At 40.7% G+C, this 16,492-nt stretch carries 14 protein-coding genes; 5 read left to right on the top strand and 9 right to left on the bottom strand.

Annotated elements, in window-relative coordinates; translation table 11 throughout:
• From QQK02_RS07580 to QQK02_RS07595, 4 genes are read right to left on the bottom strand one after another with little or no spacing between them, the layout of a single operon-like run.
• Positions 1 to 540 carry a pilus assembly protein PilP gene (locus QQK02_RS07580; protein ID WP_284207380.1) on the bottom strand — a complete coding sequence of 180 codons (540 nt, stop codon included), beginning with the start codon at positions 538 to 540 and terminating at the stop codon, positions 1 to 3.
• Positions 537 to 1,130, bottom strand: coding sequence for a type IV pilus inner membrane component PilO (locus QQK02_RS07585; protein ID WP_284207381.1), 594 nt, complete (start codon positions 1,128 to 1,130; stop codon positions 537 to 539). The genes QQK02_RS07580 and QQK02_RS07585 overlap by 4 nt, the downstream gene beginning before the upstream one ends.
• Positions 1,130 to 1,705 (bottom strand): PilN domain-containing protein, encoded by a 576-nt coding sequence (locus tag QQK02_RS07590; protein WP_284207382.1) that lies wholly within the window; start codon positions 1,703 to 1,705, stop codon positions 1,130 to 1,132. The genes QQK02_RS07585 and QQK02_RS07590 overlap by 1 nt, the downstream gene beginning before the upstream one ends.
• A complete protein-coding gene (locus QQK02_RS07595) occupies positions 1,693 to 2,772 on the bottom strand; it encodes a pilus assembly protein PilM (RefSeq protein WP_284207383.1) in 1,080 nt (359 codons plus the stop codon). Before QQK02_RS07595 ends, QQK02_RS07590 begins: the two co-directional genes overlap by 13 nt.
• Positions 2,773 to 2,896: 124 nt before the next feature.
• On the opposite strand from QQK02_RS07595, the gene QQK02_RS07600 reads away from it, so the two are divergent.
• The 5 genes from QQK02_RS07600 to QQK02_RS07620 all read left to right on the top strand — a co-directional run bounded on the left by QQK02_RS07600 (position 2,897) and on the right by QQK02_RS07620 (position 10,397).
• Entirely contained in the window at positions 2,897 to 5,497 is a 2,601-nt protein-coding gene (locus QQK02_RS07600) for a penicillin-binding protein 1A (protein ID WP_284207384.1), read from the top strand.
• Between the two features lie 161 nt (positions 5,498 to 5,658).
• On the top strand, positions 5,659 to 6,531 hold the full coding sequence (locus QQK02_RS07605) for a P-loop NTPase fold protein (RefSeq protein WP_284207385.1): 873 nt from the start codon (positions 5,659 to 5,661) through the stop codon (positions 6,529 to 6,531).
• Complete coding sequence (locus QQK02_RS07610; protein WP_284207386.1) at positions 6,521 to 7,393, top strand: HAD-IIB family hydrolase; 873 nt, start codon at positions 6,521 to 6,523, stop codon at positions 7,391 to 7,393. The genes QQK02_RS07605 and QQK02_RS07610 overlap by 11 nt, the downstream gene beginning before the upstream one ends.
• On the top strand, positions 7,386 to 8,606 hold the full coding sequence (locus QQK02_RS07615; protein WP_284207387.1) for a glycosyltransferase family protein: 1,221 nt from the start codon (positions 7,386 to 7,388) through the stop codon (positions 8,604 to 8,606). Before QQK02_RS07610 ends, QQK02_RS07615 begins: the two co-directional genes overlap by 8 nt.
• A 36-nt stretch (positions 8,607 to 8,642) precedes the next feature.
• Complete coding sequence (locus QQK02_RS07620; RefSeq protein ID WP_284207388.1) at positions 8,643 to 10,397, top strand: sugar phosphorylase; 1,755 nt, start codon at positions 8,643 to 8,645, stop codon at positions 10,395 to 10,397.
• A gap of 38 nt (positions 10,398 to 10,435) precedes the next feature.
• Here QQK02_RS07620 and argH read toward each other — a convergent pair whose 3' ends face one another.
• Genes argH through argC form a run of 5 tightly spaced genes read right to left on the bottom strand, consistent with a single transcriptional unit; the run spans position 10,436 to position 16,394 of the window.
• Complete coding sequence (gene argH, locus QQK02_RS07625) at positions 10,436 to 12,307, bottom strand: argininosuccinate lyase (RefSeq protein ID WP_284207389.1); 1,872 nt, start codon at positions 12,305 to 12,307, stop codon at positions 10,436 to 10,438.
• Between the two features lie 2 nt (positions 12,308 to 12,309).
• Positions 12,310 to 13,545, bottom strand: coding sequence for an argininosuccinate synthase (locus QQK02_RS07630; protein WP_284207390.1), 1,236 nt, complete (start codon positions 13,543 to 13,545; stop codon positions 12,310 to 12,312).
• Between the two features lie 53 nt (positions 13,546 to 13,598).
• Entirely contained in the window at positions 13,599 to 14,522 is a 924-nt protein-coding gene (locus QQK02_RS07635) for an ornithine carbamoyltransferase (RefSeq protein WP_284207391.1), read from the bottom strand.
• A gap of 49 nt (positions 14,523 to 14,571) precedes the next feature.
• Positions 14,572 to 15,345 (bottom strand): acetylglutamate kinase, encoded by a 774-nt coding sequence (gene argB / locus QQK02_RS07640; RefSeq protein WP_284207392.1) that lies wholly within the window; start codon positions 15,343 to 15,345, stop codon positions 14,572 to 14,574.
• On the bottom strand, positions 15,342 to 16,394 hold the full coding sequence (gene argC / locus QQK02_RS07645) for an N-acetyl-gamma-glutamyl-phosphate reductase (protein ID WP_284207393.1): 1,053 nt from the start codon (positions 16,392 to 16,394) through the stop codon (positions 15,342 to 15,344). Before argC ends, argB begins: the two co-directional genes overlap by 4 nt.
• Positions 16,395 to 16,492: the final 98 nt, after the last annotated feature.

Consider the following 16,492-nt stretch of genomic DNA (forward strand, 5'->3'; position numbering starts at 1 on the left):
TTACTTCCCTTGCCCTTGTGACTCTACATCGCTCATTGCAATAGTAGTTTCTCTTTCTGACCAACAACCCGTGCCATCAGGAATTAATTCAATTACTGTAACATAGTCGTCAGTTACACCAGTAATACGGCCATGATATAGGCCTAAATAGCTATCAATGGTGACTCGATGTAAGGTTGCGTCTGAGGCTTCAACTAATGCCCATGTTACACCAAGCTCACCTAAAGTGCCTCGCATTGTTAAGCTACTAATCGCATACTTTTCAAGTGGTTGCTTACGACGACGAGGATCTGGACTTAAACACCCTGCCATTTGTTGCATTTTTTCTTGAATAGCTTCTGGTTGCGGCTCAACAAAAGGGCTTCTTAAGGATTGTGCTGAATATTCAAAGTGATTAAACGGCATAATTTCTGGCATCGGTTGCACATAATTCGTCGTGTTTTGCTTTACCTGTTCGGTATAAGCCTGCAAGTCGCTATGATCACCAAAACAGCCACTTAATGCCAAAAGGGAAATAGATGTCATCAAGGTTTTTTTCATGATTGACTCTCCCGATAACGATACGTTTTAGCTTGAATCTTTAACGTAAGGATATCTTTGTTTTGGTCGTTAATTGTCATTTTAAAATCTTGAATCGTGACAATCCTTGGTAACCCAGCGATTTTAGATACAAAATTACCAAAGTCATGATAATTACCAACAACTTCAATATCGATTGGTAACTCTACGTAAATTTCCTGAATAATTTCAGGTTGCCAATTAATATGCTTAAAGTTCAAGCCACTCGTTGTGCCCACAAAAGTGATGTCATCTAATAAGCCAGGTGTTTCATGACTTTCAGGTAAACTTTTTAGTTGGGTGGCAAACATAGCTTCAGCATCTTCCATTTGCTGCTGGAAGGTCTCTAAGTTTGCAGCGATATGGTATTTTGCTTGATACTCTTGTTTTAATGTTTGTTCTTGTTGCGCGGTGTTTTCTAAGTTTTTAATTTTATCGCTCACAACAAGGAAAAAGCCTAATGCTAAAGTAAGTACCGATAAGAAAACGGCTAGCATTATTTTTGCAGCTTTCGGCCATTGCCCAATATTATCAAGCTCAAGGTTGTCGAATTGCGAAAGATCGATATTCACTAATTAGCTCCTTGAGTTTGTGGTTGAGTATCATTAATACCTTTGATGCGAATCTTCATTTTAAAGTTACTGAGTAACTTACTTTTCTTATCGTCATTTACAATTGATTCGAGATTTGCATCCGTTAATAAATCTGAACGCTCTATCGCTCTCATCATGTTAGCTAAATGGTTATTCGATTCACTTTTGCCGATAACCTCAAGCATATTTGCTTTTTTCTCAAGGCTAGTTAAATAAACACCAGTAGGTACAAGTTGAGCGAGTTCATCAAGCACCTGCGTACCGACATTTCGGCTTAACTGTAATTGCTCAACAACAGCAATACGTTTTTCTAACTCTGATTTCTTTTCCTTTAACGATTGAATTTCACCAATGCGAATATCAAGCTTTTGGATCTCTGTTTGCAAATACTGGTTACGCTTCAGTTGACCGTCAATTCTTAACTGATAAAACTCACCAATTAGCCATACGATTGCCAACGCACAAACCACAACAGCTGCGAGTCCAGTAAAGTACTCTCGTTGTTTTGCCTTTTGCGCTTCTTCACGCCACGGGAGAAGGTTTATATATGCCATGGGCTAAAACTCCTCATTGCCAAGCCTGCTGCAACCATAAGTTGTGGCTCAACACTGGCCAATAAATTTTTATCTACCGACTCTGCCACCATCATTTCTTTGAACGGCTGTGCGATTACGGTATGCACCCCTAACTCATCAGCTAGTAAGGTTTGTAATCCTTCAACCATCGCCGTACCACCGGATACAACTAAATAGTCGACTTTGCTCTTACCGCTTGAGGTTAAAAACATTTGAATGGCCCTGCGCACCTGTTGGACAAGCATCGTGTGAAACGGTGCAAGCACTTCAAAAGTATAATTTGGCGGTAACTCTTTAGAGATTTTTGCTAATTCAGCTTCTTCAAAAGATTTATTGTAGTAAGAAACAATCGAGCGAGTGTACTGTTCGCCACCAAATAGTTGGTCACGACTGTAAATATGCTGGCCTTTATCTGTCGCGGAAAACAGCATCATCGTTGCACCAATATCAACAATGGCAACAACTTTCTCTTCTGCATCGCTTGGTAATAGAGGTAAGCACAGATCGTAAGAACGACTCACTGCATAAGATTCAATATCAATGACTTTAGTTTGAAAGCCACCCGACGCTAACGCTGAGACACGCGCTTCGACTGACTCAGTGCGGGCTGCACTTAATAATACGTTTACCTTGCTTGGATCTGATTCGTTTACGTCGAGGGTTTCGAAGTCAAGACTAACTTCATCTAACGGGTAAGGAATTAAGCTATCGGCTTCAATTTCAATTTGGTTCGCCAGTTCTTCTTCCGTTAAGTTAACATCCATATAAATCACTTTCGTGATCACTGTTTGACCTGAAACAGCAGCAGAAGCCTGATTAACCTTTGCGGCTATTTTTTTTCTAACTTTGGAGAGAATTTTACCAACGGCTTCTATATCTTGGATTTCCCTGTCGATAACTGCGCCACGTGGCATAGCTTCAACCGCTATAGCCTCTAAGGTATAGCCATCGGTACCTTGCCCTAGCAATACTGCTTTGATACTGTGAGAGCCAATATCAATGCCCACCATCATCGGTGCTTTCTTTTTCCATAGGCTGCTTAGCATAACGTCCTACTAGCTTTTTTTATAATTATTTATAACACTTTATGTGTATAAATACATTTATTACATGGTTTTACACGATATACTAGCGATATCTGTATTTTTTAACAAATATTAGGCTTAATTTGTGTTTTCGTTAAAAAACTTTATTAAATTAGCGCTATTCGGATTTATCGCCGGTGTTATCGCCTTACTAGTAATTTATATCAGCATGCGCGATGAATTGCCAAGTGTTGAATCACTAGAAGAAGTGAAATGGCAAACGCCGATGCAAATCTTTACTGCTGACGGTAAGCTAATTTCTCAGTTCGGCGAAAAGAAACGCATTCCGTTGTCATTAGATGACATGCCTCAGCATTTAATTGACGCCATTCTTGCGACAGAAGATGAGCGCTTTTATTATCACTTTGGTATCGACCCTATCGGCTTATCGCGCGCGATATTCGGTCAGATTATTGGCCAAAATAAAGGTGGTGGTTCAACGATCACCATGCAGGTTGCACGTAATTTCTTTTTAACACGTGAACAAACTTATACGCGAAAAATTCGTGAAATTTTCATATCACTTCATATCGAAACCATTTTAACTAAAGATGAAATTCTTGCGCTTTACATGAATAAAATCCCGTTAGGGCATCGTTCATTTGGTTTTGGCGCAGCCGCACAAGTATATTACGGTAAAGAAGTACACGAACTCACTCTGGCTCAAGCTGCGGTTTTAGCAGGTTTACCTAAAGCACCATCAACCTTAAACCCTATTCGCTCACCGGAGCGGGCAAAAGCACGTCGTTCAATTGTACTCGATAGAATGTTAACGACGGGTAAAATCACGCGTGCGCAATATAACGAAGCAAATAATGCCCCGATCACAGGTAAACGCCATGGTGCTGAAATTGAAGTAAACGCGCCTTATGTGGCAGAAATGGCCCATCAAGAAATGTTAACAAGGTTTGGTCGAGAAGAAGCCTATACCGGCGGATATAAAGTGTTCTTAACAGTGCCATCTAAATTGCAACTTGCAGCACAAAATGCTGTTGTTAAAAACCTTTTTTCATATGACAAACGCCATGGCTATCGTGGACCCCTACAAGAATTGCGACCAATCCCTGATTCGTTAGAAGTCGGTCAATCGTTAGAAGTATCTCCAGATACACCACTAACAGAGGAAGAAATCAGCGAAACGTTAGCGTCAGTAAAAGGCTTTCAGTCATTGATTCCTGCAATTGTCACGCAAGTCTCGGAACAGTCAGCAACGATAATCTTTAAAGATTTAAGCCAAGGAGAAATTCCTTGGGAAGGCATGCACTGGGCTCGTGAATTTATTAGTGACTACAAACAGGGGCCACCACCTGAAACAACTGACGACATATTAAAAGTCGGCGATATGATTTTTGTTAGAGCGCTCTTTGAAAATCAGTTTGAGTTAAGTCAATTACCTCAAGTATCGAGTGCTTTAGTTGCATTAAATCCCGACAATGGTGCAATCCTAGCTACCGTAGGTGGTTTTAGTTTTAAACAAAGTGAATTCAATCGAGTAACACAAGCAAAAAGGCAAGTGGGCTCAAACATTAAACCATTTATATACTCTGCTGCACTAGAAAAAGGCATGACACTAGCGTCACTTGTAAATGATGCGCCTATTAATAAGTGGGATAGAAATTCCGGCGTTGCATGGAGACCAAAAAATTCTCCAGCAACATACAACGGTCCTATTCGCATTAGACGTGCGTTAGCAGAATCCAAAAACGTTATCGCTGTTCGCTTGCTTCGTGAGGTGGGTTTAACAAATATTATCGATCACTTGTCTCTATTTGGTTTTGCGCCCGATGAACTGCCAAGAAATGAATCATTAGCACTGGGGTCTGCATCACTCACACCGATGGAAGTTGCAACAGGTTTTGCAACCTTTGCTAATGGCGGCTTTTTAGTTCAACCTTATTTGATTGATCGCATTGAAGATGCTTTTGGCAATGTGTTATTCAATGCAAACCCTTCGATGGCGTGTGATCCATGTTTAGTTGAGAGCAAGAAAACTGACAATGAGTTACTTGAAACTGAGGGAGAAGGTGCATCCACATCAGATAACGTTAAATTACCAGTTCCTGCCGTTACGTCATTGCCAGCTACACGTAATAATAATGCCGATGTTACTTATTTGCCTCAAGCTGAAAGAGTCATCAGCCCACAAAATGCTTACTTAATAACAGAAGCACTTAATAGTGCGATTTGGGGGGCGGATTGGTCAATAAAACCAGGTTGGCAAGGCACTGGCTTTCGAGGAAGAACGCTAAAGCGACGTGACATCGCAGGTAAAACAGGCACTACAAATGAAGCAAAAGATGCGTGGTTTTCTGGTTTTAGTCGTCGCATGGTTGCAACAAGTTGGATAGGTTTCGATGATCCGTCACGCAATTTAGGCCAAACAATTAGTAACCGTAATTTAGGAAAAAAACAAATTACCGGGAAAGAGTTCGGTGCTAAATCAGCACAACCAGCTTGGATCACTTTCATGGAAAATGCCCTAGAGGATTTACCTGTCGAACCTTTTGAGCAACCAATAGACGTTGTAACGGTTCGTATCGACAAAGCGACGGGCAAGCTAACCAATAAAACAGATAAAACAACCATATTCGAATATTTCAAGTTAGGTACAGAGCCAACAGAGTTCGTTAGCCAAGACAACAGCAGCGAAATTTTTGAAGATTCTACAGCTGACGATATCTTTTAACTGCCAACCTCTGCACCATAAGGGTGCAGAGATGAGCGAACATCAATCAAATCACTGCTCCAATATCAAGCAATGAAAACATAAGCAATTGAAATAAATAGGTAATTTATTAGTGGCATATTAGTTGTAACCTTTCATACTTAGATATGAAAGGAGTACTTATGCTAGATAACTTTTTAATGCAGCACGAATTACCAAACAGCTTTGCCTACACGGCAAACAAGTGGTTCGTTCCTGTTGCAAATGAGTTATCAGATATCATTGCTAAAAATAAGCAGCCATTCTTTATTGGTATCAATGGCTGCCAAGGCTCTGGAAAATCGACACTTGCCGACTTCTTAGCCTCATACTTTCAAGAAAATCACCAGATTAATTGTGCTGTACTATCCCTCGATGACTTTTATCTCTCATCAAATGAAAGAGACCATTTAGGTAAAACGGTTCATCCACTTCTCAAAACTCGCGGTGTACCTGGCACGCATGATATTCAACATATTCATGAGGTACTCAAAAAGTTATCGAATAAAGAACCAACAAGGTTGCCGCGCTTCAATAAAGCAATTGACAACCCTTACCCAGAAACAGACTGGCCATTAGCTACCAAGGTCGATGTTGTGATCTTTGAAGGTTGGTGCTGGGGAGTAACACCTGAACAAATTAGTGCGCTAGATACGCCATGTAATGCACTTGAAGAACAGCATGATAGCGAGAATATATGGCGTCGTTACGTCAATGAAAAGTTGGCTTGCTACCAAGCACTTTACCAGTATATGGATACTTGGTTAATGCTACGCGCACCAGCCTTTTCAACTGTTCATCAATGGCGCTGGCAGCAAGAACAAAAACTCGCTGCAAAAACTTCATCATCAGCGGCAACTAACGTGATGACAGAAACCGAAGTTGCTTACTTCATCCAACACTTTGAACGTTTAACAAAACATTGTTTGAACACATTACCACAGGAATGCAATTACGTTTTTCAACTAGATTCAGAGCGAAATATCGCTGACTTAAGGAGTGCACATGCAAAGTAACACTAAGTGTATCGTATTTTCAGATTTAGATGGCACCTTGCTCGATCACTTCGACTACAGCTTTAACGCGGCATTGCCTGCCATTGCGACACTGCAGTCAAACAATATCCCAATTATCATTAACACCAGTAAAACATTCGCCGAAGTGGTTGATTTACAGAAGAACTTAACGATTAGTGCTCCCTTTATTGTAGAAAATGGTGCCGCAATTTTCTTCCCCAAAAGTTATACCTCGCAATGCCCTGATGAATGTATTGAGTACGGTGACTATTGGATGAAGACTTTTAGTCAGCCTAGGACGGCTTGGATTGAATTACTAAAACGAGAAGGCAAGGCATTCCAAGATCAATTTCAAGGTTTTTCAGAACTCACTAATAAATCGATTGCCAACTTAACGGGTTTGTCTCTTGAAGATGCAGACAAAGCCAATCAACGTCTCTTTAACGAGCCTGTTTTATGGCATGACACACCTGCGAAGGCTCAAGCATTTATTGACCACATAAGATCTCATGGCGCCAATGTATTAAAAGGTGGCCGTTTTATCCACGTCGGTGACTTTACTGATAAAGGTCGCGCCTTAAATTGGTTAACAAACCTTTATCAAAGTGCGAGTAACACAGCAATTAAAACCATTGCATTAGGAGACGGTGAAAACGACACGGCCATGCTAGAAACGGCGCATATTGCCGTACAAATACGATCGCCTGTGCACAGTTTTCCCATACTAGATGACGAAAATTTTATATACCAAACTCGCGAATACGGGCCAAAAGGATGGGCCGAAGCAATGAATTTTTTATATCAGGATTTGCTTATACAAAACGCGTTAATTACTGAGCGACAGGAGAAAAAATATGGCTGATTTCTATCAAAATGGGGTGGTTACCACCCTTCACAACTTATCAAAGCGTAGTCATGACTCCTTAGAACAAGAATTGCTGAAGTTCTCCAAGCAACGACCATTAGGGCTTATTCTACCCTCTTTGTTTTCTGAACTTGAAGGCGATGCGTTGCCAGCAATCGTTGATGAGCTAACAGATGTGCCTTACCTAAGCCAAATTGTTATTGGATTAGACAGAGCAGATAAGTCTCAGTATCAACATGCTTTAAAGTTTTTTGAAAAGTTGCCACAGCATCACCGAATTTTATGGAACGATGGTCCGCGCCTCAAAGCACTTGATGCTAAATTAGAAAAGCTTGGCTTAGCCCCTAAAGAATTAGGTAAAGGTCGTAATGTTTGGTATTGCATGGGCTACATTCTTGCCACTAATAAAGCAGAATCTGTAGCATTGCATGATTGCGATATTGTCACTTACGAAAAGTCTTTATTAGCAAGATTGCTCTATCCAGTTGCTCACCCACAATTTAACTATGAATTTAGTAAAGGTTTCTACGCTCGCATCGCCGATGGCAAAATTAATGGCCGTGTATCTCGTCTATTAGTTACGCCGCTTATCAAGGCATTAAAACGCACTGTTGGCTGTAATGAATATTTGGATTACATGGATAGCTTTAGATATCCACTTGCAGGTGAGTTTTCATTCCGACGTGATGTGTTATCTGATTTAAGAATTCCTAGTGACTGGGGTTTGGAAATTGGTGTACTGAGTGAAATGCAACGCAACTATGCCCACAATCGAATTTGCCAGGTAGACATTGCTGACGTTTATGATCACAAGCATCAAGATTTATCTTTAGATAATCAAAATGCCGGTCTGTCAAAAATGTCGATTGATATTACGAAAGCATTTTTCAGAAAGTTAGCCACGCAAGGTCAAACCTTTAGCACAGAAACATTCCGTTCGATTAAAGCAACATACTTCCGTATTGCGTTAGATTATGTAGAAGCCTATCGACATGATGCACTAATGAATGGCTTAACGTTAGATGTTCACAATGAAGAAAAAGCGATAGAAATGTTCGCTAAGAATATTGTTTCTGCAGGCCAGATCTTCTTAGATAACCCGATGGAAACACCTTTTATGCCGACATGGAACCGTGTACAAAGCGCTGTTCCTGATATTCTAGAAGAGCTCAAAGATGCTGTTGAGCGTGATCACGAAGAATTTAGCTAATTTTAGGTTTAACATAAAAAAAATAGGTAAATCAACATGACTGTGGTTTTAGACAATTTAGCACAAAAGATAAGTAGCCAATTAGCCATTATCTATGAGGATGTTGATATCGATCTCGATTACCAAGCATTTGCTAATCAACTCATTGATATTATGCAAATATCGGTATCAGTTCAAAGCCCTGAACCCTATCAAAACCATTGGTCAGAACAAGATATCATTATGATCACTTATGCCGATAGCGTGATCAGTGACAATCAATTACCTCTCGTTAATTTGCGCAGTTTTATGAACCAATATGTGGGGGCTTCCATTAATAGCGTTCATATACTGCCTTTCTTTCCGTATAGCTCCGATGATGGCTTTTCAGTTATCGACTATTCCAGCGTGAATGAAGCACACGGCAGTTGGCATGATATTAAAGCAATTGCCAATGAACGCAGGCTAATGGCAGATGTTGTTATTAATCACTGCTCTAGCAGAAGCAAATGGTTTGAAAATTTTACAAAAGGTGAAGGGACAGGTCACGACTACTTTTTCACCTGTAATGCCGATGATGATGTCAGTGCAGTTGTCAGACCAAGAACTTCACCTTTATTGCGAGCAACCGCGACAGCAAATGGCGAACAACACGTTTGGTGTACTTTCAGTCATGATCAAGTCGATTTTGACTTTAGAAACCCTGAAGTTCTTGCCCAATTCATTAAAATTTTCCGCCAATATTTAGATGCTGGAGTCAGTATATTTAGACTTGATGCTGTTGCCTTTATCTGGAAAAAATTGGGTTCACCATCAATCAACTTGCCCCAAACTCATGAAATAATTCGCTTGATTCGTTCATTGGTCGAACATGCCAAACCAGATGCCGTATTAATTACCGAGACTAATATTCCAAATACGCAAAACCTTACGTATTTCGGTAACGCTAACGAAGCACACTGTATCTATAATTTCTCGTTACCACCGTTACTCATTAACACCCTGATAACCGGCAACTGCCTTTATCTCAAACGTTGGTTAATGAGTATGCCGCCAGCACAAAACGGCACGACTTATTTTAATTTTATCGCTTCCCATGATGGTGTTGGCCTGCGTCCAGTAGAAGGTCTGCTATCTGAAGATGAAGTTGATACGTTGATTTCAACCATGCAAAGCTTCGGCGGTGTGATTTCGTGGCGCTCGACCCCTGACGGCGATCAGAAAGCCTATGAAATGAATATTGCGTTAATTGATGCCTTAAAAGGTACCGTTGACGGTATTGATGAGTTAGGTTTTGAACGGTTTATTTGTGCTCACGCCATTATGTTAGCATTAGAAGGTATCCCTGGAATCTATATTCATAGCTTATTAGGTACCAGTAATGACTATGATAAACTAAATCATACACACCATAATCGCTCAATCAATAGGCGACGTTGGTATGCTGATTTATTGGCAGAACACCTTGATGATGAAGAAAGCTCGCATGCTCGAATTTTATCGTCAATGCTGACATTGATTGATTTACGTAAAGCCCAACCCGCTTTTCATCCTAATGCAACGCAATTTACCCTGCATTTGGGTCTTTCATTATTTGGTTTTTGGCGTCAGTCACTTGATAGACGCCAAAGTATTTTCTGTATTTCTAATATAACTGACCAACTTCAATCGGTGCCTATTGGTGAACTCAATTTGGTCTTAACTGAAACTTGGTATGATCTGATTAGTGGCCTCGTAATTTCAGATCTAACTCAACTCCTAGATTTATCGCCTTATCAAACTGTCTGGCTAACCAATAAAAAACCGGAGTAGACTCCGGTTTTTTTTTCAAATATCAACGAAAATACTTCTTAGGTTATTTCAGTCAATGCGATATCTAGGTTTTCGCGAGCAACGTTAATAATTAACGCCGTTTCATCACAGTTATCTTGCCTTGGACATAAATCACAATCCTTCATGACCTTTTCAGGCAATAAGCTTTTATCACTTATTTCAAAACCTTTTTGTTCAAAAAACTGCGGTTTACGTGTTAAAACAAATACCTTATTTAACGCAAGATTTTTTGCTCTTACCATTAAATGATCGACTAAGGCTTTTCCGTATCCTTTACCTTGATAATTTATCGATACGCCTAATGAGCGAATTTCAGCGAGACCCGTTGAATAAATATAAAGTGCTGCACAGCCGCATACTTGGCCATTAACTTCGATAACAGCAAAATCACGAATCGCTCTAATCAATTCATCTTTACTGCGCGGTAAGTTCTCTTCTTTACTCGCCCAGTAGTCTACTAATTTAGAAATCGCGCGTAAATCTGTCAGCTTAGCATCACGAACAACATAGTCAGCTGCACCTAAATTATGGCGATATTTATGAATAATCTCGCCAACGGGTGCTTTACCTGTGCCACCTAAGATATTGCGTTTATCAACAAGATATTCGAGCTCTAAAATAGGATAAACATCTTGTTCAATCAGTGGCGAGAATTGCTGCAGTTCATCTAAGCGAAGACTCTCAATCGGCTCTTCTTGATTAAGTGCATAAAGTACAATTTCACCCGATATTTCATGAGCGGTTCTAAAAGGAACACCTTTAGATACTAAATAATCAGCAAGCTCAGTCGCATTAGCATAACCTTCACGCGCAGCTTTTTGGCAACGTGCACTATTTAATTCAATTGAATTAATCACTTCACCAGACATTAATAAGCAGGTATGCCATTGCTCTACCGCTTCAAACAATCCTTCTTTATCTTCCTGAAGGTCTTTGTTATAAGCCATTGGTAAACCTTTTAAGGTAACCAACAAGCTTTGTAGTGCACCGTATACACGACCGCATTTACCTCGAATGAGCTCGAGTGCATCTGGGTTCTTCTTTTGTGGCATCAATGATGAGCCTGAAGTCACTTGATCACCAAGCGTGATGAAATTCGCTTCACCAGAATTAAAGAAGATAAGGTCTTCAGCAAACCGTGAAAGGTGCATCATCGAAGTACTTGCACTAAACAAAATATCGAGTACAAAATCTCTATCTGAGACAGCGTCTAAACTATTTACACAGGGGCTATCAAAACCTAACGACTGCGCTAATTGATGGCGATCAATCGGATAGGTAGTGCCCGCTAAAGCGCCTGAGCCTAACGGACATTGATTCATACGTGCTCGAGCATCAACTAATCGGCTAGCATCACGCTTAAACATTTCAACATAGGCTAAACACCAGTGAGCAAAACGAATAGGCTGAGCACGTTGCAAGTGGGTGTAACCCGGCAGAATATGTTCTTGATTATTCTCTGCTAACGTCAATAGCTGCTGCTGCACTTTATCGAGGGCATCAATCAATATATCGACTTGTTCACGTGACCAAAGTCGCAAATCTGTCGCGACTTGGTCGTTTCGGCTTCGCCCCGTATGGAGTTTTCTCGCGATATCTCCTAGCTGCTCTGTTAAGGCTGCCTCTACCCAGCTATGAACATCTTCTGCACTTGATTGGGTAACATCAATATCGCCCTTTGCCACTTTTGCTGACAAATCAATAAGTGCTTGTTCCAATTGCTCTTGCTCAGACTGAGTTAAAACACCTGCCTGACATATTGCTTTAGACCAACCAATTGAGCCTTGAATATCTTGTTGAACCAAAATATGGTCAAAAGGTAATGAGTCATTAAATGCTTTAAACAACTCACTACTGCCTGCCTTAAATCTACCACCCCATAACGCCATAACTATTTCTCCGACGATGCTTGTTTTGATAATGCTGCAATACGGCTTGATAAACTGTATAAACGAATGAAACCCTCTGCGTGTTTTTGATCATAAACGTCATCTTCACCGAAGGTGGCAAACGCCTCAGAATATAAACTGTTCGGTGATTGACGTTGAGTAACCGTTGCTTGACCTTTATATAACTGCACAACGACATCACCTGTCACATCTTGTGCTAACGATTCAGCCGCAGCAAGTTGTGCTTTGGCCAAAGGTGTAAACCAACGACCATCGTAAATGACATGTGAAAACTCTAAACCAACCGACTCTCTAAACTTCAGAGATTCTTTATCTAAAATTAAGCTTTCAAGCCCTTTATATGCTGCCATAAGCACCGTACCACCTGGTGTTTCGTAACAGCCTCTTGATTTCATACCAACAAGACGATTTTCAACAATGTCGATACGGCCAACACCTTGTGCTGCCGCTTTATCGTTTAAATACATGAGCGCTTCAAATGGTGATAATGCTTTATCATCAACTTTAGTCAGCTGACCTTCTTCAAAACTTAAAGTGACGTAGTCTGGTGTGTTTGGTGCATCCAGTGGATCAACTGTCATTGTCCAAACTTCTTTAGATGGCTGGCACCACGGATCTTCTAATTCCCCGCCTTCATGTGAAATATGCCAAGCATTAGCGTCACGTGAGTAAATTTTAGTTAACGATGCGGCACAAGGAATATCACGCTCAGCTAAATAATCGAGCAAATCTTCACGCGATACCATATCCCACTCACGCCACGGGGCTATCACTTGTAAATCTGGAGCAAGTGCGGCGAAACATGCTTCAAAGCGCACTTGGTCGTTACCCTTACCAGTACAACCATGACAAAGGGCATCAGCGCCCACTTTACGTGCTACTTCAACATGTGCTTTAGCGATAACAGGACGTGCCATCGACGTACCAAGTAAGTATTGGCCTTCATAAACCGCACCGGTTTTAATTATTGGGTAGATATACTCACCAGTAAAGGCTTCTTTGAGGTCAACCACATGACACTCGCTAGCGCCTGATGCGATAGCTTTTTCTTCAATTCCAGCCAACTCTTCTTCACCTTGGCCAACATCGGCACAAAATGCGATAACTTCACAGCCATCATAGTTTTCTTTTAACCATGGAATGATTGCTGAAGTATCTAATCCACCGGAATAAGCTAATACGACTTTCTTTACTTTTTTATTTGTTGATAACGCCATTTTCGTCTACCTAAATTCTGTTCACATCTTTAAATTAATTGCTTAATAAGTCGCTATGATGACGACTCACTAAATAACGTAACTAGCACAGCATTTTGTGCCCACATTCTGTTTTCTGCCTGCTGAGTCGCAAGTGAGTAGTCACTATCAAACAACGCTTCGGTAATTTCATGGCCAAGATGTGCCGGCTGACAATGCATAACAAACTTAGCACCTGTAGTTTTCACCATCTCGTGATTGACTTGAAATGGGGCAAATTTTTCGAGGGTTTTTGCCCCTTTTGACTCATCGCCCATCGACACCCAAGTGTCAGTATAGATGACATCTTGTTCACCAATATCTTGGGCATTATTGACTAAACGAATTGTTGCTCCTGACTCTTTCGCAAGTGCTAATGCTTGGCTATATATATGCGCTTCACCAGAAAAACCCATTGGGCTAACAAGTGTAAAGTCGATACCAAGAACGGCTGCCGTCAACATCAAAGAATTAGAGACATTGTTGCCATCACCAACATAGGCAAGTTTCACATCACTTAAATCATCAAACTGTTCCGCTACCGTTAAGAAGTCAGCTAATGCCTGACACGGGTGATACAAGTTGCATAACGCATTGATAACCGGAATATCAGCGTGTTCAGCAAGCTCCTGTAATACTTGATGCTCAAAGACCCGTGCAACAATTGCATCAGACCAACACGCTAAATTTTTAGCAACATCAACAACACGTTCGCGTTCACCAAGTTGGCCATTTTGTTGACCGATATATAACGCGTGACCACCTAATTTTTGAATGCCAATATCAAAGCTAATATGTGTGCGCAATGAAGGCTTTTCGAATAACATAACAATTGATTTACCTGCCAGCGCTTGATTGAAATTCGCAGGATTTTGTTTTATTTGCTTAGCCAATTTAATTAACGACAAAACCTGTGCTTTTGTCTGCAAATCATCAGCTAAAAAATGAGAAAACGACATTGTACTTCCTTAAAAATACCTATTTAAAACGAAATTTGTTTGGGTTTGGTTAACAAGAAGGCTGAATTTTTGTGCCAACTGATTGACCTGCAACGAGCGATAAAATTTGCTCGGGCGATTGCCAACTAGCAACCGCGATACTTCGTCGTAAATGATTTGCCGCTTCAAACGCAGCGTTTACTTTAGCGGTCATGCCACCAGCAATAACACCATCAGCAATGAGCTGTTGCGCTTGAGATTGATTTAATTGAGAAAGATATTCACCATCGGCACCTTTGACACCGTTTACATCCGTCAACAGTAGCAGCTGCGCATTAAGCAATTGGCAAATAACGACCGCTGCATCGTCTGCATTTACATTAAGCAATTGGCCATCTGGTAGTGCACCGATAGAGGATATTATTGGTAAACACCCAGATTTTAATAAGGTATCTAATAACTGACTTGAGTTGGCACTGACTTGCCCGACAGCTTCAAGCTTTTCATCAGCCAACTGACACGTAGTCATCGCACCATCGGCCAAAGAGAGACCAACGGCTAGTAATTGCTTTTTATTAGCAGTGGCGACTAAGGTTTTATTAACATAGCCAGCTAAAGCTCCACTAATTACGGGTATTTGGTGCCTTGGCGTTACACGCAAGCCATCTATTTTTTTCGTGCTATAACCAGCCTGACATAACATGTTGTCAACCACATACCCGCCACCGTGAACCAAAACAATGTGTTGATTTTCTGCTTGTTTAATCACATTAAACAACGACGACAACGCTTCCTCTTTCGTAAGAATAGCACCGCCAACTTTAATCACTAGGGGTTGTTTCATGACAGACTTCCTATATTAGATAAACTCACTGTATTGGGTACTAAGTATTCAGTTGATGACCATCCATAACTTAAATTAAAGCACTGAACCGCTTGTGCAGCCGCGCCTTTAAGCAAATTGTCAATCGCACAGCTAACTACAGCTACCTGCTTTTCTTCATCTACTTCAAAATAAACATCGGCAAACGGCGTATGAGCAACATGATCAATTTGGGGCCATGACTGCTTAATACGTACAATGGGTTGGTCTTGATAAGCATTTTCAAATGCTTGAGTAACATCACTTTTATTAACGCCATTTTTTAATGACAAGGTAACGGTTGCTAATAACCCTCGTTTAAATGGTGCTAAGTGAGGATTAAAGATTACTTGTGCGCCAGCTTCTTGGGAAATTTCAGGCTGATGACGGTGAGCTAAAATATTATACGGCTTGAGACTTACTTCGTTAAAGCTAGTTGCTAGGTTCGCATTTCGACCGGCACCACTTACACCGCTAATACCATTGATAACAATAAGTTGATTTTCATCGACTAATTGATTTGTCATAAGTGGCTTAATAGCTAATAGACTAGCCGTAGGGTAACAGCCTGGCACAGCAACTAATTTTGCTTTGGCAATGGCTTCAGGGTGCCATTCAGCTAAGCCATACTGAGCATCTGAGACAGCACTTGGGTATTGGTGATCAAAACCATAATATGTAGGATAATCATCAAGCGATTTAAGACGAAAACCACCTGATAAATCGAACACTTTAACGCCTTTTTCAACGAACTTTGATGCCCACTGTGCACTAAATTCATGTGGCGTTGCAAAAAAAACAGCGTCTAATTGACTCCCAAAGGTCTCGAACCATTGAGTAGAAAAAGTGAGCAGAGGTACATCTATAACCCCCTGCCAGCGAGCATGTAAGTCCGCAAAGTTCTTTCCGTTGGAAGTACTGTTTTCCGATATGACTAAGTGTTCTATCGAAACTTTTGAATGCTGAGCTAATAATCCAGCTAACTCAGCGCCGACATAACCACTGGCACCGATAATTGCGACCTTCTTCATGGCAAAACCCTAAAATGCAAATTTATTCACTAAAACAATAATTGACGATATAAAAACCATGTTATGAAATTGAGTAAAAATTCATAACTAATTAAGGT

It is taken from the genome of Thalassotalea eurytherma (genome assembly GCF_030161415.1).
GTDB classification, from domain to species: Bacteria; Pseudomonadota; Gammaproteobacteria; order Enterobacterales; family Alteromonadaceae; genus Thalassotalea_G; species Thalassotalea_G eurytherma.

Coding starts and splice junctions, on each gene's coding strand:
- QQK02_RS07580 (WP_284207380.1), bottom strand. CDS start 540: ATGAAAAAAACCTTGATGACATCTATTTCCCTTTTGGCATTAAGTGGC.
- QQK02_RS07590 (WP_284207382.1), bottom strand. CDS start 1,705: ATGGCATATATAAACCTTCTCCCGTGGCGTGAAGAAGCGCAAAAGGCA.
- QQK02_RS07595 (WP_284207383.1), bottom strand. CDS start 2,772: ATGCTAAGCAGCCTATGGAAAAAGAAAGCACCGATGATGGTGGGCATT.
- QQK02_RS07605 (WP_284207385.1), top strand. CDS start 5,659: ATGCTAGATAACTTTTTAATGCAGCACGAATTACCAAACAGCTTTGCC.
- QQK02_RS07610 (WP_284207386.1), top strand. CDS start 6,521: ATGCAAAGTAACACTAAGTGTATCGTATTTTCAGATTTAGATGGCACC.
- QQK02_RS07615 (WP_284207387.1), top strand. CDS start 7,386: ATGGCTGATTTCTATCAAAATGGGGTGGTTACCACCCTTCACAACTTA.
- QQK02_RS07620 (WP_284207388.1), top strand. CDS start 8,643: ATGACTGTGGTTTTAGACAATTTAGCACAAAAGATAAGTAGCCAATTA.
- argH (WP_284207389.1), bottom strand. CDS start 12,307: ATGGCGTTATGGGGTGGTAGATTTAAGGCAGGCAGTAGTGAGTTGTTT.
- QQK02_RS07630 (WP_284207390.1), bottom strand. CDS start 13,545: ATGGCGTTATCAACAAATAAAAAAGTAAAGAAAGTCGTATTAGCTTAT.
- QQK02_RS07635 (WP_284207391.1), bottom strand. CDS start 14,522: ATGTCGTTTTCTCATTTTTTAGCTGATGATTTGCAGACAAAAGCACAG.
- argB (WP_284207392.1), bottom strand. CDS start 15,345: ATGAAACAACCCCTAGTGATTAAAGTTGGCGGTGCTATTCTTACGAAA.
- argC (WP_284207393.1), bottom strand. CDS start 16,394: ATGAAGAAGGTCGCAATTATCGGTGCCAGTGGTTATGTCGGCGCTGAG.